Genomic DNA, 15125 nt, shown 5'->3' on the forward strand with positions numbered 1-15125 from the left:
AAACTTCCTGCCGGTCATCATGTTGTCCCTGCTCTTCGGACTGTCGATGGACTACCAGGTGTTCCTGGTCAGCCGCATGCACGAGGAGTGGGTGCACACGCGGGACAACGCCCGCGCGGTGCGCGTGGGCCTCGCCGAGACCAGCCGGGTCATCAACTCCGCGGTCCTGATCATGGTCGCGCAGGGCCCAGCGGACGACGACCCAGGCGGCGGCACCTCGGTGGATCTGCCCGGCGTCCCCGACGACCGTGACCTCGTCCAGGGAGGCCCGGTGGTCGAGGCCCGGGAAGCGCCGCCGTGCCGCCTCCGAACCGGCCGGCACCAGCTCCAGCCGGCACGAGCTGCGGTTGCTTCACCAGCCAGTCGCGCAGGAAGGTGCACAGGGAGCACTCGCCGGCGTACAGGATGGTCAGCCCGCGGACCGGGACGCGCACGGCGCCCCGGCCCCGGTCGGCGACGGCCGCCACCGCGCTCACGCCCCGGCCGAGGGAGCGACCCGGTCCTGCGGTCAGGGGCGGCGCCCCAGCTGGGGCCGCTTGCTGTAGTCGGTGAACCCGATGACGTTCCCCCAGGGATCGGCGATCTCGACCGTCCAGCCCGTCGCCACCGGGGACGGCTCGTCGAGCAGGGGAATCCCTGCAGCCGTCAGCGCTCGCGCCGCCACCCGGGCGTCCGGCACCTCCAGCCACACGCGCGGCGTCGACGGCCACGGCGGCGGCCAGTGGCCGAACGCCTCCTCCGCGCGCAGCAGAATCCCCGGCGTCTCGCCCCCGACCTTCAGCAGAGCGATCCCCGCCTCGTCGAGCCGGAACCCCACCGCGAACCCTGCCCGCTCGTAGAACGTCACGGCCTCGCCGAGATCCCCGACGGGCAGCAGCACGTTGTCGAACCCGAGCAGCTCGTACGACTCGTCATCTGACATGTCATCAGATTAGGTACGCCCTGACGCAGGCCAAGTGGGCTGACCGTGAGGTCACCCACCCGGGCGAGGTGATGAGACGGGCCGGCTCAGAGAGGGGCCGACTCCGTCCGGCCGGTGAAGCGACCCCCCGCCTGGGCGGCGAGCCAGTGGATGCGGGCCAGGTCCTGCTCGCCCCGTACGTGGACGTGCACGGTGTGATCCGCGGACGGCTCGTCCTGGTAGATGTCCCGGGAGTGCACGGACAGCGTGAGGTACGCGTACTTCTGCGTGATCAGTCCGAGCCCGGCCCCGGGCACTGCGGGGGGCGCTGGGCGACCAGGACGCCGCGGCCGTGCGGGGATCGGATGACGGCCTCGAAGTCGACCTCTGCGCAATCGAGGTCCGCGATGCCCAGCAGGGTGTGCACGGCGCGCAGCGCCTCGGCCAGGTCGGGCGTGGTGAGGACGGCGGCCGCCGTCGAGTTGCTCATGCCCGCACCCCAGGGCGGTCCAGGCGCGCACGGCTCTTCGATTTCCGTCTCGCGCGCACGGTGCCGCCGCGACCTCCGCCCGCTCGGGCCTCGTTGTCAGTGCTGTCTCGTACCGTCGTCGGCATGGCAATCGTGACGTTCGTCGACGAGACGACATCGGGGGACCGGGGCGCGGGCTGGGGGCTCGAGATCGCCGAGGAACGGATCAGCGTGCGCGAGTTGATCCGGCGCCGGGTGTTCCAGGAGGTCGCCGAGTACAACGCGCGCACGCCGCAGGTGTTCCAGGGGCTCGTGCAGCCGCAGGACGCCGAGCGCGTGCTGAACGGGTACGCGCTGCGCACGCCCCGCCGCATCGACCCCGAGGCGCAGACCGAGCTGGCACTGCGCGCCTTCGCCGGCAACGGCTTCCTGGTGCTGGTGGGGGACCGTCAGGTCACTGACCTGGACGAGGAGATCGAGCTGATGCTGGGCACCGAGGTGACGTTCCTCAAGCTCGTGCCGCTGGTGGGGGGATGACGGTGGTACGGATCCAGCTGACCAAGGAGCTCATCCGGCAGCGCGCCGCCGACGGTGACGTGCAGGCGCTCGCCGTCGACCTGCTGAAGACCGCGTCCGTGGACAACGGCAACTGGGCCGGGTTCTGGGAGCAGGTGCTGGACGAACTGCGCGCGCTGCCGTCGCAGACCCGCGCGGCGCTCGCCGACGCCCTGGTGGCGCAGCACCACTCCGAGGAGGCCGGCCCGGTCGCCCGAAGCAACAGCCTGATCCTGCTCGGTGTGATCTCCCGCGGCCTGCCCGGCGACCGGCTGTCCGTGGACCGGCTGCGGAAGCTCGACGAACTCGGCCGCCGGCACTCCCTGTGGTACGGCGAGCGCCACGAGGTCCTCGCCGAGGCCGAGCTCGCCGCCGGCGGCCCCCTCGCACCCGCCGTCGTCGCCGTGTTCCGCCGCACAGCTCTGGACGCCTACCGCTCCGAGACGCTCACCGCACTGGCGAAGAAGCTCACCGACCCGGTCCTCAACGTCGGCGAGGAGTGGGCCGAGCAGGCCATGCGGGACGCCACCGGCCCCGACTGGCAGGCACTCCTCCTTCACGCCACGACCGCCACGGCCGCCAAACCCACCGCCAAGTGGGACAAGCAGGCCGGCGCCCTGATCGACGCCCTCGGCGCCGACCGCGTCCGTACGACCGTGCTGCCCTGGCTGGCCCTCGTCGGCCGCCGCACCTTCGAGCTGGACCGCCGGGAGTACGAAGCCGACGTCAACAGCACCTACGACCCGTACAACGCCAACGCCCTGCGCGGCCTGGCCTGGCTGCTCTCCCTGCTGCCGCCGCATCCGGACACCGTCCGCGCCCTCGGCGCCCTCGTCGGGACCTCCCTGAAGAAGGTCGCCGGCCTCGGCCCGCGCAACCCGAAGGTCGCCAACGCCGGTGTCGTCGCGCTGTCCCGTATGGAGGGTGAACCCGCTCTGGCCGAACTCGCCCGCCTGGCCACCCGGGTGACCTACAAGAGCACCGCCAAGCTCATCGACACCGCGCTGGAGACACGGGCCACCGCGCTGGGCCTGAGCCGCGAGGAGATCGAGGAACTGGCCGTGCCCGCCTACGGCTTGACGGACGTCGGCCGCGCCGAGCACCGGCTGGGCGAGGTCACGGCCGTACTGGAGATCCACGGCTCCAAGGCGGCCCTCGGCTGGCGCAACGCCGCCGGCAAGGCCGTCAAGAGCGTGCCGGCCGCCGTGAAACGCGAGCACGCCGAGGAGCTCAGGGAGCTGAAGGCCGCGGTCAAGGACATCGACAAGATGCTCACGGCCCAGAGTGAGCGCCTGGACCGCCAGTTCCTGGCCCGCCGCACCTGGCCGTACGCCGCCTGGCGCGAGCGCTACCTCGACCACCCCCTCGTCGGCACCCTGGCCCGCCGCCTGCTGTGGACGGTCGACGGGACGACCGTCGGACACGCCGACGGCGAACTGCGCACCCTCACCGACGACCCGGTACATGACGGCACCGAGGTCCGCCTCTGGCACCCCGTCGACCACGAGCCCGCCGAAGTGGTCGCCTGGCGGGACTGGCTGGAGCGGCACAGGATCACCCAGCCGTTCAAGCAGGCCCACCGCGAGGTGTACCTGCTGACGGACGCCGAGCGCGCGACGGGCACCTACTCCAACCGGTTCGCCGCCCACATCCTGCGCCAGCACCAGTTCCACTCGCTGGCCGCGATCCGCGGCTGGCGCAACAAGCTGCGCCTGATGGTCGACGACGAGGCCCCGCCCGCCGTGCGCGAGCTGCCGCAGTGGGGCCTGCGCGCCGAGTACTGGATCCACGGGGAGGGAGAGGGCTACGGCGAGGACACCACCGACTCCGGCAGCTATCTGCGCCTGCGCACCGACCAGGTCCGCTTCTACCCGATCGGCGCCCCGGACAACTGGGCCCACTGCTGCGGCGGCGAGTACCGCATGCGGCTGCGCGACGGTGCCGACCCGGCCGAGGCGCTGCCCCTGACCGAGATCCCGCCGCTCGTGCTGTCCGAAGTCCTGCGCGACGTCGACCTGTTCGTCGGCGTCGCAAGCGTCGGCAACGACCCGACCTGGCAGGACGGCGGCCCCGAGGGCCGCTTCCGGGACTACTGGACGTCGTACGGCTTCGGCGAGCTGAGCCAGAGCGCCGAGACGCGCCGCGCGCTGCTGGAGCGCCTGATACCCCGGCTGGCCATCGCCGACCGCTGCACGCTCGAGGGCCGCTTCCTGCACGTGAAGGGCGAACGCCACACGTACAAGATCCACCTTGGCTCGGGCAACATCCTGATGACGCCGAACGACCAGTACCTGTGCATCGTCCCGAAGTCGAATCCCGCCGCCCCGCAGGCCGGTTACCTCCCCTTCGAGGGCGACCGCGTGCTGGCGGTGATCCTCAGCAAGGCGATGATGCTGGCCGACGACACGAAGATCACGGATCCGACGATCCTGAGCCAGCTGTAGACGCAGGTGGGCCCCGCCTCCGGTACGAGAACCGGAGGCGGGGCCCAGCCGCCGTAGAACCTCGGAGCTCAGAGGCGGCGCGTGATCAGCGCCCGCTTCACCTCCGCGATCGCCTTCGTCACCTCGATGCCGCGGGGGCACGCGTCGGTGCAGTTGAAGATGGTGCGGCAGCGCCAGACGCCGTCCTTGTCGTTGAGGATCTCCAGGCGCTGTTCGCCCGCCTCGTCACGCGAGTCGAAGATGAAGCGGTGCGCGTTGACGATGGCCGCCGGGCCGAAGTACTGGCCGTCGTTCCAGAACACCGGGCACGAGGAGGTGCAGGCCGCGCAGAGGATGCACTTCGTCGTGTCGTCGAAGCGCTCGCGGTCCTCCGGCGACTGCAGCCGCTCCCGCGTGGGCTCGTTCGTGTCCTTCGTGACGAGGAAGGGCATGACGTCCCGGTACGCCTGGAAGAACGGCTCCATGTCCACGACCAGGTCCTTCAGGACCGTGAGGCCCTTTATGGGCTCGACCGTGATCGGCTTCTCGGGGTTGATGTCCTTGATCAGCGTCTTGCAGGCCAGACGGTTCTTGCCATTGATCCGCATGGCGTCCGAGCCGCAGATGCCGTGGGCGCAGGAGCGGCGGAACGTCAGCGTGCCGTCCAGTTCCCACTTGATCTTGTGCAGGCCGTCGAGAACACGCTCCTTCGGGTCGATCTCCAGCTGGAAGTCTTCCCAGGTCGCCTCCGCCGAGACCTCCGGGTTGAAGCGGCGGACCCGGAAGGTGACGGTGATGTACGGGGAGGCCGCGGACTCCGCCTCGACCTTGTCCAGAACAGGGGTAGCCATCAGTACTTACGCTCCATCGGCTGGTAGCGGGTCTGGACGACCGGCTTGTAGTCGAGACGGACGGTTTCGGACCCGTCGGCGCCGACCTCGCGGTACGCCATGGTGTGGCGCATGAAGTTGACGTCGTCACGGTTCGGGTAGTCCTCGCGGTAGTGACCGCCGCGGGACTCCTTGCGGGCCAGGGCGGAGACCGCCATGACCTCGGCCAGGTCCAGCAGGTTGCCCAGCTCGATGGCCTCCAGCAGGTCCGTGTTGAACCGCTTGCCCTTGTCCTGGATCGCCACGTTCTTGTAGCGCTCCTTGAGTTCGGCGATCTTCTCGACCGCCGTCTTGATCGTCTGCTCGGTGCGGAACACCATGACGTTGGCGTCCATGGTCTCCTGAAGCTCGCGGCGGACGGTCGCCACGCGCTCGGTGCCCGTGGAGGTCCGCAGCCGCTCGATCTGCTCGACCACGAAGGACTCCGGGTCCTCCGGCAGCTCCACGAAGTCGGCCTTCTGCGCGTACTCCGCGGCCGCGATGCCGGCCCGCTTGCCGAACACGTTGATGTCCAGCAGGGAGTTCGTGCCGAGGCGGTTGGCGCCGTGCACCGACACGCAGGCGACCTCGCCGGCCGCGTACAGGCCGGGGACGACCGTGGTGTTGTCCGCGAGCACCTCGCCCTGGACGTTGGTCGGGATGCCGCCCATCGCGTAGTGCGCGGTCGGCTGGATCGGGATCGGGTCGGTGTACGGCTCGATGCCCAGGTACGTCCGCGCGAACTCGGTGATGTCCGGCAGCTTGGCGTCCAGCTGCTCCGGCGGCAGGTGGGTGAGGTCCAGGTAGACGTGGTCGCCCTCGGGACCGCAGCCGCGGCCCTCGCGGATCTCCGTGTAGATGGAGCGGGAGACGACGTCGCGGGAGGCGAGGTCCTTCATGACCGGCGCGTACTTCTCCATGAAGCGCTCGCCGTCCTTGTTGCGGAGGATGCCGCCCTCACCGCGCGCACCCTCGGTCAGGAGGATGCCCATGCGCCAGATGCCGGTCGGGTGGAACTGGAAGAACTCCATGTCCTCCAGCGGGATGCCCCGGCGGTAGACGGCGGCCTGGCCGTCACCGGTCAGCGTGTGCGCGTTCGACGTCACCTTGAAGAACTTGCCGCAGCCGCCGGAGGCGTAGATCACGGACTTCGCCTGGAAGATGTGGATCTCGCCGGTCGCCAGCTCGTAGGCCACGACGCCGGCCGAGCGCTTGACGCCGTCGACCTCGGTGATCAGCTGGTCGAGGACGTAGAACTCGTTGAAGAACTCCACGCCCTCCTTGACGCAGTTCTGGTACAGCGTCTGGAGGATCATGTGGCCGGTGCGGTCGGCCGCGTAGCAGGAGCGGCGGACCGGGGCCTCGCCGTGGTTGCGGCTGTGACCGCCGAAGCGGCGCTGGTCGATGGTGCCGTTCGGGGTGCGGTTGAACGGCAGGCCCATCTTCTCCAGGTCGAGGACGGAGTCGATGGCCTCCTTCGCCAGGATCTCGGCGGCGTCCTGGTCGACCAGGTAGTCACCGCCCTTGACCGTGTCGAAGGTGTGCCACTCCCAGTTGTCCTCCTCGACGTTGGCGAGGGCCGCGGCCATGCCGCCCTGGGCGGCACCGGTGTGGGAGCGGGTCGGGTAGAGCTTGGTCAGGACCGCGGTGCGGCTGCGCTTGGTCGCCTCGATGGCGGCACGCATACCGGCGCCACCGGCGCCGACGATGACGGTGTCGTACTTGTGGATCTTCATCAGGATTACCTCGGTCCCGGGGCCTAGCGGATGTTCGGGTCGAAGGTGAAGATCACCAGCGTGCCCAGCAGGATGGTGAACACCGTGGCGGTGTAGAGCAGCGCCTTCAGCCACAGGCGGGTGTTCGCGCGCTCCGCGTAGTCGTTGATGACCGTGCGCAGGCCGTTGGCGCCGTGCAGCATCGCGAGCCACAGCATGGCGAGGTCCCAGACCTGCCACCACGGGGAGGCCCAGCGGCCCGCCACGAAGGCGAAGCCGATCCTGGAGACGCCGCCGTCCAGGACGAGCTGGATCAGCAGGTGGCCGAGGACCAGGACGACCAGCACCACGCCGGACAGGCGCATGAACAGCCAGCCGTACATCTCGAAGTTGCCCCGCGTGGACTTCGGGGTCTTCTTGGTCCGCTGGCGCGGGGCCTCGATGAGCGGCGCCGGGTTGTCGACGTTGTAGACGGAGCCGCCCTCGACCGGGCCGACACCGGAAGCGGTGGTCTCAGTGGTGGACATACGCGTCAGCTCCCGAACACAACACGAGCGGCGTGGCCGAGGACGGGGTAGATGGCCCCGAGCATCAGCACGACCCACACGACGACGACGGACCAGAGCATCTGCTTCTGGTAGCGGGCGCCCTTCCACCAGAAGTCGACGGCGATGATGCGCAGGCCGTTGAGCGCGTGGAAGAGGATGGCGGCGACCAGGCCGTACTCCAGCACGGCGACGATCGGCGCCTTGTACGTGGCTACGACCTTGTCGTAGTCCTCGGGGGAGACACGGACGAGAGCGGTGTCCAGCACGTGTACGAACAGGAAGAAGAAGATGAGGACGCCGGTGACTCGGTGAGCCACCCAGGACCACATTCCTTCCCGTCCGCGGTACAGCGTTCCAGCCGGCACGGAAGAACCCTCCGGGAGCGGGGACTAGGGCCGCGCCGGCTTCACTGTCGGTCGGGCCCGGCCGGGTACGGTCCACCGGCCCCCAGCATCGTAGCGACGTGCTGTCGGAACGCTTACACGGGGCCTACCGATGTGATCAAACTGGCAATCAAAGGGGCACGGACGGGCTACTGACGGGCGGCTTCTGGGGCGGGGGCGCGCCATGTACGCCGGGTGCAGGTGCGTCGTGGCTGCTCGCGCCCCGCGGCGGAGCCACCATGTGATGCGGCCCCGCGCCTCTGGCCAGTCGGATCAGGCGCCCTCTGGCCAGGCGCCGTAGTTCTTCTGCCGCCACCAGCCGTTCCTCTTCCGGATCGTTTGCCAATCGTGACCGGATGGCTGCCAGGAGCCGGTCGAGGGCCTCGTCGGGCGGGACGTCGTCCAGGCAGATGACGAACGCATGTCCGAATTTCGCCTCGTAGGCGGCATGGGCTGCGCTCAGTGCCGTGGAGGCGGCGACGTACGTGTCGTCGGGCAGGGTCAGCAGCGACTCTCCCGCCAGCGCCTCCGTCAGGTCCCCCGGGCGGAGGTCGTACGCCGCCTCGTCCGCCGCGGCCAGCAGGGCGGCCAGGTCCGGGTAGGGGCGGTGGTCGGCGACCCGCCGGGCCCAGCGCAGGCTGCGCAGGCAGGTCAGGAGGGTGTGGTGGGCCTCGTCGGCGGAGGCGGTGTTGAAGTGCTCCAGATTCTGCGCGGGCAGCGTGGGTCCTCGCGGTGGGATTCGGCGACATCCCTGTGGACGTCGCGTGTTTGTCGGCAGGGGATGTTGTGAGAGATGCGCGCCACGTTATCGGGAGTGGTCACCAGTCTGTACGGCGGATGCCCGGATTTCACTCGGACGGGAGAGTTTGAGAACGGCTCGTGGACACCTCCCGTGCCGGAAGGCTTTAGGTTGGGGGAGTGAGTCAGCAAAGGCGCCGGGCGTCGGCGAGCAGGGTGCGGCAGAGGCGGGCACTGGCTGTCGGTGCGTTCGCCGCGACGGTCGGGCTAGGCGTGGGCCTCGGACTGTGGGCCGCCTCCGGGGACGACAGCAGCCCGGCGGGCGCCGCACAGCGCTCCACGGCCGCCAGGTCCGCCGCCTCGGCCACGCCGAGCCCGAGTCCCACCCGCAGCTACGCCCTGTCCCGGCCGCCCCGCACGATCCCCGCCGTACGTTCCCACACCGCGGCCCGCGGGCCCGGCTGGCGCCCTGCGCACGGCGAGCGCGTCGTGGTCAGCGACGCGGACCTCGCGGACGAGGGGCGCCTGATCGCCGGCGAGCTGGGCCTGACGTACGCGGGCGAACGCAACGACGTGCGCGCCGGGGACGTACGGCTGGCGCTGAGCGGCGGCGAGGGCGGGAACCCGGAGTCGTACACCATGACCGTGCGCGGCGGCCGCGTGACCATCAGCGGGCCGGCCGACGCGGGCGTCTTCTACGGCACCCGCACGCTCAAGCAGGAGGTGCACGGCGGCGGTACGGCCCCGGAGGGCGTCGTGCGCGACGAGCCGGCCAAGCCGAGGCGCGGCTTCATGCTGGACATCGCGCGCAAGCCGTACACGGCGGCCTGGATCGAGGACCGCATCAAGGAGCTCGGCGACCTGAAGTTCAACGAGCTGGGCCTGCACTTCTCCGACGACCAGGGCTTCCGCATCCAGTCCGACACGCACCCGGAGATCGTCTCCAAAGACCATCTGACGAAGGCGCAGGTCAAGCAGATGGTCGACCTGGCCACGAGCCGGCACATCACGGTCGTGCCGGAGATCGACTCGCCCGGCCACCTGGGCGCGGTGATCGCCGCCCACCCCGACCTGCAGCTGCGCAACGCACAGGGCGTGGCGACGCGCGGGGCGATCGACATCTCCAAGGACCAGTCCGCCGCGATCGTCGACGACCTCCTCGACGAGTACGCCGGACTGTTCCCCGGCAGCTTCTGGCACCTCGGCGGCGACGAGTACCAGGCGCTGACCGTGCGCAACCCCGAGGCCTCCTATCCGCAGTTGGCCGCCGCCGCGCGGGCCGCCTACGGCTCCGGCGGGACCGTGGCCGACTTCACCACCGGCTGGCTGAACGACCGCGCCGACACCGTCCGCGTCCACGACCGCACCCCGCGGGCCTGGAACGACGGCTTCTTCCGGGGGACGTCGGTGCAGCCCGCCAAGGAGATCGAGGTCGCCTACTGGACCGGCAAGGAGATCGGCGCCCGCCAGCCCGTCGAGTACCTCGGCGCCGGCCGCAAGGTGATCAACTACAACGACGAGTACCTCTACTACGTCCTCGGCCAGCCGCAGACCTTCGTCTATCCGACGGGACAGCGAATCTACGAGCAGTGGACCCCGCGCGTGCTGCGCGGCACACAGGCGGTGCCCGCCCGGTACGACGCCCAGATCCTCGGCGGCTCCTTCGCGGTGTGGTCCGACCGGGCGTACGCGCAGACCCAGGACCAGGTGGCCGCCGGCATACGCATGCCGCTGCGGGCGACGATCCAGAAGCTGTGGGACCCGGGGAAGCCGGCGCTGTCCTGGGCGGAGTTCAAGGCGCTGGCGGGCCGGCTGGGCTGACCGTACCCGCCGAGGAGTGAGCCTGGCTGAAAACCTCCGCTCACCCCTGCTCGCCCGGCTCCGTCCGGTGCCCCTGTGACACTACCGGGCGGTCGCACGCAGTAAGGGGAAATGCGGGCTCCGTAAAGGTCGGCGCCCTGGCGAGGGAGGCGTGGATGAGCCTGGTGGAACTGATCGCGCAGGCCGACGAACGCGGACTGGCCGCCAGCGGGTTGGCTTGTTTGGATCGGTGTGTCCCCCTGCTCGGCGGTGACGACGAGGTGCTGCGGCCGCTGTGGGCGAGCCTCGCGGACGGCGCCGGCGGCGACTGGGCCGACCGGCTGGAGCAGGCGCGCGGCGCGCTGGACGCGGCCGGCCCGGAGGAGCCCGCGGAGGACGAGGCCGCGCTGCTGGCCCGCCGGATGCTCGCCGCCGCGCCTGCCGCCCGGGCCGCCGCCGAGGTGCGGGTGTGGGCCGACGACGCCTGCTCGGTCGCCTCGCTCCAGATCCACCGGCTCCTCGACCCCGCCGAGGACGCGGCCCCGGTCGACTCCCGCCGCGAGGGCCGTACGGAGGGCATGTCCCCGCTCGTCGCCGCCGAACTGCGCCGCCAGATCACCGTCCTGGAACTCCTCGCCGGCCACGGCCCCGCCGGGCTCCGCCAGGCGCTGGAGGTGGCGACGGAGGGGCGCAGAGTGCTGCGGGCCGTGGTGTCGCGCCGGGCCCGCGGGGCGGGCGTAAACCCCGGCCCCTGAAAGAGTCCTGTGACCGTCCTGCGGGCGAGGTGCGGCGGTCCTGCACTGGTTGCGGAAAGCGGCCGGATCCGGGTGACGGAATGCCCGCTGACCTCGCTCTTCCCTACGTGACCCATGTGACAGCGCAGGATGTGACGACTCAGCAGCAGACCAGGCCGCACGCCGCCGTGAAACCGGTGCGGTGGGCGGCGGACACCGTGGCGGCGATGCGCGAGGGGGCGCGGCTGCGCCTGGACTACTCGGCGCAGAGCCTGTGGCGCGTCGACCGGATGATCGAGGAGATACGCCGGGAGGGCACACCGTACGCCGCCGTGGAGAGCGTGCTGCGCGGCTTCGGCGCGTACGCCGGTGAGGTGATCGTCCGGCAGACCGGCGCCGAGTGGTGGGCGACCGGCGGCGAACACTGGGTCCGCACGCCCGACGGGCGGCTGTGGGACCCGATCGACGAGGCCCGGCGCTGTTTCGCGGGGCACGGGTCCCTGCGGTTGCTCTGCCGGGACGCCATGGGCGCGGCCCCGAGCTGAGCCCGAGGGCGCGCGGCTCGCCCGCGCCTCCGCTGCCCGGGAGCCGTTCGTCGTGGCTCATCAGCGGCCTCGGAACCGATGGGTGTCGAAGGGGGCGAGCCCTGCTGCGAACTCCGCTCCGGGGCGGGGACCGCCACTGACAACGGGCGTGGGTGGGCGGGCAGACCGGCCGTTCACGAACCGCGCCTTCCGCCGGCACCACACCTTGGCGAACCGGAGCGGGCGTCACCGCCGCAGCGGAAGAACGGGCTGACCACGGGCGCCCCGGCGTCACGCCCACGGCCCCGCGCATGCACTGCCAAGGCAACGGCCGGGGCCGCCACCCCCCACAGGAGAGGCCCCGGCCGTCGCGCGGTACGGGCCGCGCGGCGGCCCGTACTTCCTACAGCGCCATGAGTGCGTTTTCTGTCACACCTCACCCCACATCAGTTAGTTGCGCGTTGTACGGTCATGGACGAGCACGGGTTCACGCCGTAACGTGCCTTTCGCGCCGGGCGCGGACGGTGCATGATCACCGCAACCACCGGCGGCTTGGCGGCCGCAACGATCGACTGAGGAACCACGGGTGCTGGGGGACGACGCGGAGCTGACCGCCGCGGTGCTTGCGGCACAGGACGGGGACGAAACCGCGTTCCGGACTGTGTACCGCGCCGTGCACCCGCGGCTGCTCGGATACGTGCGGACGCTGGTCGGCGACCCGGACGCCGAGGACGTGGCGTCGGAGGCCTGGCTGCAGATCGCCCGTGACCTGGAGCGCTTCAGCGGGGACGCCGACCGGTTCCGCGGCTGGGCCGCCCGGATCGCCCGCAACCGCGCGCTCGACCACATACGGATGCGCGGCCGCCGCCCCGCGATCGGCGGCGACGAGACGGAGCTGACCGGCAAGGCCGCCGAGTCGGACACCGCGGGCGAGGCCATGGAGGCCCTCGCCACCGACAGCACCCTCTCGCTCATCGCCCAGCTCCCGCAGGACCAGGCCGAGGCCGTCGTGCTGCGCGTGGTCGTGGGCCTCGACGCCAAGACCGCCGCCGAGGCGCTCGGCAAGCGGCCCGGCGCCGTGCGCACCGCCGCGCACCGCGGTCTGAAGCGGCTCGCGGAGCTGCTCGGTGACGATGCGGAAGCGGCCGACGTGCTCGATGCGCTGCCGCACCCGAGAGAACCGCGAGGCCGCGCGGTGACGTCCGCCGGTGTGACGCATATGCGCGCCCGGACGCAGAGGGACATGTGATGGCCGACGAGCAGTACAGATGGCTGGACCGCGACACGGCGGAGCGTTTGCTGCGCGGCGAGTCACTGGACACCGTCGATGCCGCCGCCCGTGACCAGGCAGAACGGCTCGCCAAGACGCTGAACGCCCTGTCCGTCGAGCCCCCCTCGGTCGACGCCGAACTCCCCGGCGAGGCGGCCGCGCTGCGCGCCTTCCGCAAGGCGCGCGCGGAGCGGGCCGATGCGCACACGGCCCTCGGCCCGCACGCCCCGGCCGGGTCGGCCGACGCGGGAGTCGTCCGCATCGCCGCCCACGCCTCCGGAACCCGGCGCCCCCACTGGGGCCGCTCCGTACGCCTCGCGCTGTCCGCCGCGCTGGCCGTCGGTGCGGTCGGCGGGGTCGCCGCGGCGGCCACGACCGGGGTGCTGCCGACGCCGTTCCGCAGGGATGAGCCAGGCCCCGCTGCCTCCGCCTCGGCCGCGGTGACGCCCGACCGCCCGCTGGTCTCGCCCTCGCCCGGCGGCACCCTGGGCGGCGGCTCCGGCTCGCCGGCGCCCGGCGGCACCCCGGGCGGTTCCTTGGTCGGGGGCGCTGACCGCGACACGGCCCGCGGCAGCGCGGGCACCGGCGACGACACCGCCTCCGGCGACGGTGACAGGTCCGGCACCTCCGGCGGCGGGTGGAGCCGCCTCGCTTCCACCTGCCGCGATCTGAGGGACGGCAAGGGGCTGGACTCCGACCGCAAGCGTGTCCTGGAGAGCGCGGCGGGCGGCTCGTCACGCGTGTGGAAGTACTGCAAGGGCATCCTGAAGGCGGCCGACGCCCGCTCCGGCGACGACGGCAAGGGCAACGACAGCAACGACGGCAACGACGGCAACGACGGCAAGGACGGCAAGGACGGCAAGGACGGCAAGGACAGGGACGGCCAGGGCGGGGGCGGCGGTCAGGGCGACCAGGGAGGCCAGGGCGGTGACGACGACGGCCACGACATAGGCGGCAACCGCCCCGGCAAGGGCGTCGCCATTCCCTCGTCCCCGGCCTTCGGCCCCGTGCTGCCAAGGCAGACGTCCGCCTCTCCGGCCCCCTCGCCGAGCCCGACGTACAGCGCGTTCTGACCCTGCGCTGCCCCCAGAGGCCTGTGACCTGCGGTTTTGCCAGTCGCCCAAATTTTTTCGCGCCGGGTGTGACGTTTTCGGCCGCCGTGGCGCAGTAATGAGTGAGCCGACTGGTCATCGGCCGTCGCACAGAGCCGGGGTTCCCCCCGTACCCACGGCTCGTGCATCTGGCGCGGGCGGGACACGTTCCCCCGGTCCCGCCCGCGCGCCGCATCCCTGCCTCCCGGCGGGTCGGGCGTCACCAGGAGACGACGACCTTGTCGCCGACCCTCACCTGCGCGAACAGCTGCGCGATCGCCGCCTCGTCCCGCACGTTGACGCAGCCGTGCGAGCCACCGGCGTAGCCGCGGGCCGCGAAGTCGTACGAGTAGTGCACGGCCTGCCCGCCGCTGAAGAACATCGCGTACGGCATGGGGGAGTGGTAAAGCGTCGACACGTGGTGGCGCGACTTCCAGTAGACGTGGAACACACCCTCCCGGGTGGGCGTGTACTGCGTGCCGAACCGGACCGCCATCGTCGAGACGGTCCGCCCGTCGATCATCCAGCGCAGCGTCCGGCTGGTCTTGTCGATGCACAGCACCCGGCCGGTCAGACAGCGCGGGGCCGGCGGCGCGGCCGGCTGTCCGCCCATCAGGTACAGCTCCCACGTGCCCGGCTCGTGCGTCATCCTCAGCAGCCGCTGCCAGGTGACGGTGTCGGTCCTCCCCGTCTGCGGCAGGCCCCGCTTGCCCTGGAAGCCCTTGACGGCCTGCTCGGTCAGGTCGTCGTACGTCCCGGTGGGGCCGTCGAACAGCCAGTCGACCTGGCGCAGCCGGGCCTGGAGTTCACGCACGTCGCGGCCGGTGTCGCCACGGGACCACAGCACCGGCGCGACCGGCGCGCCGGTGCGGCTCGGGGCGGTGCTCGGCCTGCTTCCGGCGGGGGCGCGGCTCGTGGGCGGCCGGGTGGTGGGGATCTCGATGTGCACCGGCGAGCGGTGTTTGCCGTCGGAGTCCGGGCCCTGCACCGTACAGCCGTACACCGCGGCCAGCGCGACGGCCGCGGCGATGGCGGCGGTCGATCTCCTCATGCCCCCGATACGCATACCGCCCCCCGCTGTCTCACCGGTGCCCACTAGTACACC

Annotated in this window: 16 protein-coding genes and 2 pseudogenes; 8 read left to right on the top strand and 10 right to left on the bottom strand. The window is 71.4% G+C overall.

Going from position 1 to position 15125, the window contains the following annotated elements:
- Positions 1 to 4 precede the first annotated feature (4 nt).
- Positions 5 to 178, top strand: a pseudogene (locus ABZV31_RS10785) (MMPL family transporter); the annotation flags it as partial.
- Here the strand turns inward: ABZV31_RS10785 and ABZV31_RS10790 are convergent.
- The 4 genes and pseudogenes from ABZV31_RS10790 to ABZV31_RS10805 all read right to left on the bottom strand — a co-directional run.
- A pseudogene (locus ABZV31_RS10790) lies at positions 173 to 467 on the bottom strand (DCC1-like thiol-disulfide oxidoreductase family protein); the annotation flags it as partial. The pseudogenes ABZV31_RS10785 and ABZV31_RS10790 sit on opposite strands and share 6 nt — an antisense overlap.
- Positions 468 to 508: 41 nt before the next feature.
- Positions 509 to 922, bottom strand: a complete 414-nt coding sequence (locus ABZV31_RS10795; protein WP_355890974.1) for a VOC family protein — start codon at positions 920 to 922, stop codon at positions 509 to 511.
- An 86-nt stretch (positions 923 to 1008) separates the two neighbouring features.
- Positions 1009 to 1218 carry a hypothetical protein gene (locus ABZV31_RS10800; protein ID WP_355890977.1) on the bottom strand — a complete coding sequence of 70 codons (210 nt, stop codon included), beginning with the start codon at positions 1216 to 1218 and terminating at the stop codon, positions 1009 to 1011.
- On the bottom strand, positions 1194 to 1391 hold the full coding sequence (locus tag ABZV31_RS10805) for a hypothetical protein (protein ID WP_355890980.1): 198 nt from the start codon (positions 1389 to 1391) through the stop codon (positions 1194 to 1196). The genes ABZV31_RS10800 and ABZV31_RS10805 overlap by 25 nt, the downstream gene beginning before the upstream one ends.
- 123 nt (positions 1392 to 1514) lie before the next feature.
- On the opposite strand from ABZV31_RS10805, the gene ABZV31_RS10810 reads away from it, so the two are divergent.
- Together ABZV31_RS10810 and ABZV31_RS10815 are read left to right on the top strand one after the other, a co-directional pair.
- On the top strand, positions 1515 to 1907 hold the full coding sequence (locus ABZV31_RS10810) for a hypothetical protein (protein ID WP_355890983.1): 393 nt from the start codon (positions 1515 to 1517) through the stop codon (positions 1905 to 1907).
- Positions 1904 to 4369 (top strand): DUF4132 domain-containing protein, encoded by a 2466-nt coding sequence (locus ABZV31_RS10815; protein WP_355890986.1) that lies wholly within the window; start codon positions 1904 to 1906, stop codon positions 4367 to 4369. Before ABZV31_RS10810 ends, ABZV31_RS10815 begins: the two co-directional genes overlap by 4 nt.
- A gap of 68 nt (positions 4370 to 4437) precedes the next feature.
- Here ABZV31_RS10815 and ABZV31_RS10820 read toward each other — a convergent pair whose 3' ends face one another.
- The 5 genes from ABZV31_RS10820 to ABZV31_RS10840 all read right to left on the bottom strand — a co-directional run bounded on the left by ABZV31_RS10820 (position 4438) and on the right by ABZV31_RS10840 (position 8566).
- Positions 4438 to 5199, bottom strand: a complete 762-nt coding sequence (locus ABZV31_RS10820) for a succinate dehydrogenase iron-sulfur subunit (protein ID WP_355890989.1) — start codon at positions 5197 to 5199, stop codon at positions 4438 to 4440.
- On the bottom strand, positions 5199 to 6953 hold the full coding sequence (sdhA, locus tag ABZV31_RS10825) for a succinate dehydrogenase flavoprotein subunit (protein ID WP_355890992.1): 1755 nt from the start codon (positions 6951 to 6953) through the stop codon (positions 5199 to 5201). The genes ABZV31_RS10820 and sdhA overlap by 1 nt, the downstream gene beginning before the upstream one ends.
- 23 nt (positions 6954 to 6976) lie before the next feature.
- Positions 6977 to 7459 (bottom strand): succinate dehydrogenase hydrophobic membrane anchor subunit, encoded by a 483-nt coding sequence (locus tag ABZV31_RS10830; protein ID WP_355890995.1) that lies wholly within the window; start codon positions 7457 to 7459, stop codon positions 6977 to 6979.
- Between the two features lie 5 nt (positions 7460 to 7464).
- The gene (gene sdhC, locus ABZV31_RS10835) at positions 7465 to 7845 is read right to left on the bottom strand and encodes a succinate dehydrogenase, cytochrome b556 subunit (RefSeq protein WP_355890996.1); all 381 of its coding nucleotides are present in this window, start codon (positions 7843 to 7845) and stop codon (positions 7465 to 7467) included.
- Between the two features lie 148 nt (positions 7846 to 7993).
- On the bottom strand, positions 7994 to 8566 hold the full coding sequence (locus ABZV31_RS10840; RefSeq protein ID WP_355891223.1) for a 2-oxo-4-hydroxy-4-carboxy-5-ureidoimidazoline decarboxylase: 573 nt from the start codon (positions 8564 to 8566) through the stop codon (positions 7994 to 7996).
- A 251-nt stretch (positions 8567 to 8817) separates the two neighbouring features.
- Here ABZV31_RS10840 and ABZV31_RS10845 point away from each other — a divergent pair, with 251 nt between their 5' ends.
- The 5 genes from ABZV31_RS10845 (at position 8818) to ABZV31_RS10865 (ending at position 14002) form a co-directional block, all read left to right on the top strand.
- Complete coding sequence (locus tag ABZV31_RS10845) at positions 8818 to 10422, top strand: glycoside hydrolase family 20 protein (RefSeq protein ID WP_355891226.1); 1605 nt, start codon at positions 8818 to 8820, stop codon at positions 10420 to 10422.
- A gap of 155 nt (positions 10423 to 10577) precedes the next feature.
- Complete coding sequence (locus ABZV31_RS10850) at positions 10578 to 11156, top strand: hypothetical protein (RefSeq protein WP_355890997.1); 579 nt, start codon at positions 10578 to 10580, stop codon at positions 11154 to 11156.
- A 131-nt stretch (positions 11157 to 11287) separates the two neighbouring features.
- Complete coding sequence (locus tag ABZV31_RS10855) at positions 11288 to 11680, top strand: hypothetical protein (RefSeq protein WP_355891000.1); 393 nt, start codon at positions 11288 to 11290, stop codon at positions 11678 to 11680.
- 565 nt (positions 11681 to 12245) lie between these two features.
- A complete protein-coding gene (locus ABZV31_RS10860) occupies positions 12246 to 12908 on the top strand; it encodes an RNA polymerase sigma factor (RefSeq protein WP_355891003.1) in 663 nt (220 codons plus the stop codon).
- A complete protein-coding gene (locus ABZV31_RS10865; RefSeq protein ID WP_355891006.1) occupies positions 12908 to 14002 on the top strand; it encodes a hypothetical protein in 1095 nt (364 codons plus the stop codon). Before ABZV31_RS10860 ends, ABZV31_RS10865 begins: the two co-directional genes overlap by 1 nt.
- A 238-nt stretch (positions 14003 to 14240) precedes the next feature.
- Here ABZV31_RS10865 and ABZV31_RS10870 read toward each other — a convergent pair whose 3' ends face one another.
- A complete protein-coding gene (locus tag ABZV31_RS10870; protein ID WP_355891009.1) occupies positions 14241 to 15071 on the bottom strand; it encodes a L,D-transpeptidase family protein in 831 nt (276 codons plus the stop codon).
- Positions 15072 to 15125 lie beyond the last annotated feature (54 nt).

Origin of the sequence: Streptomyces sp. NPDC005202 (assembly GCF_040608235.1) — a bacterium.
In the GTDB taxonomy this organism is placed as follows: Bacteria; Actinomycetota; Actinomycetes; order Streptomycetales; family Streptomycetaceae; genus Streptomyces.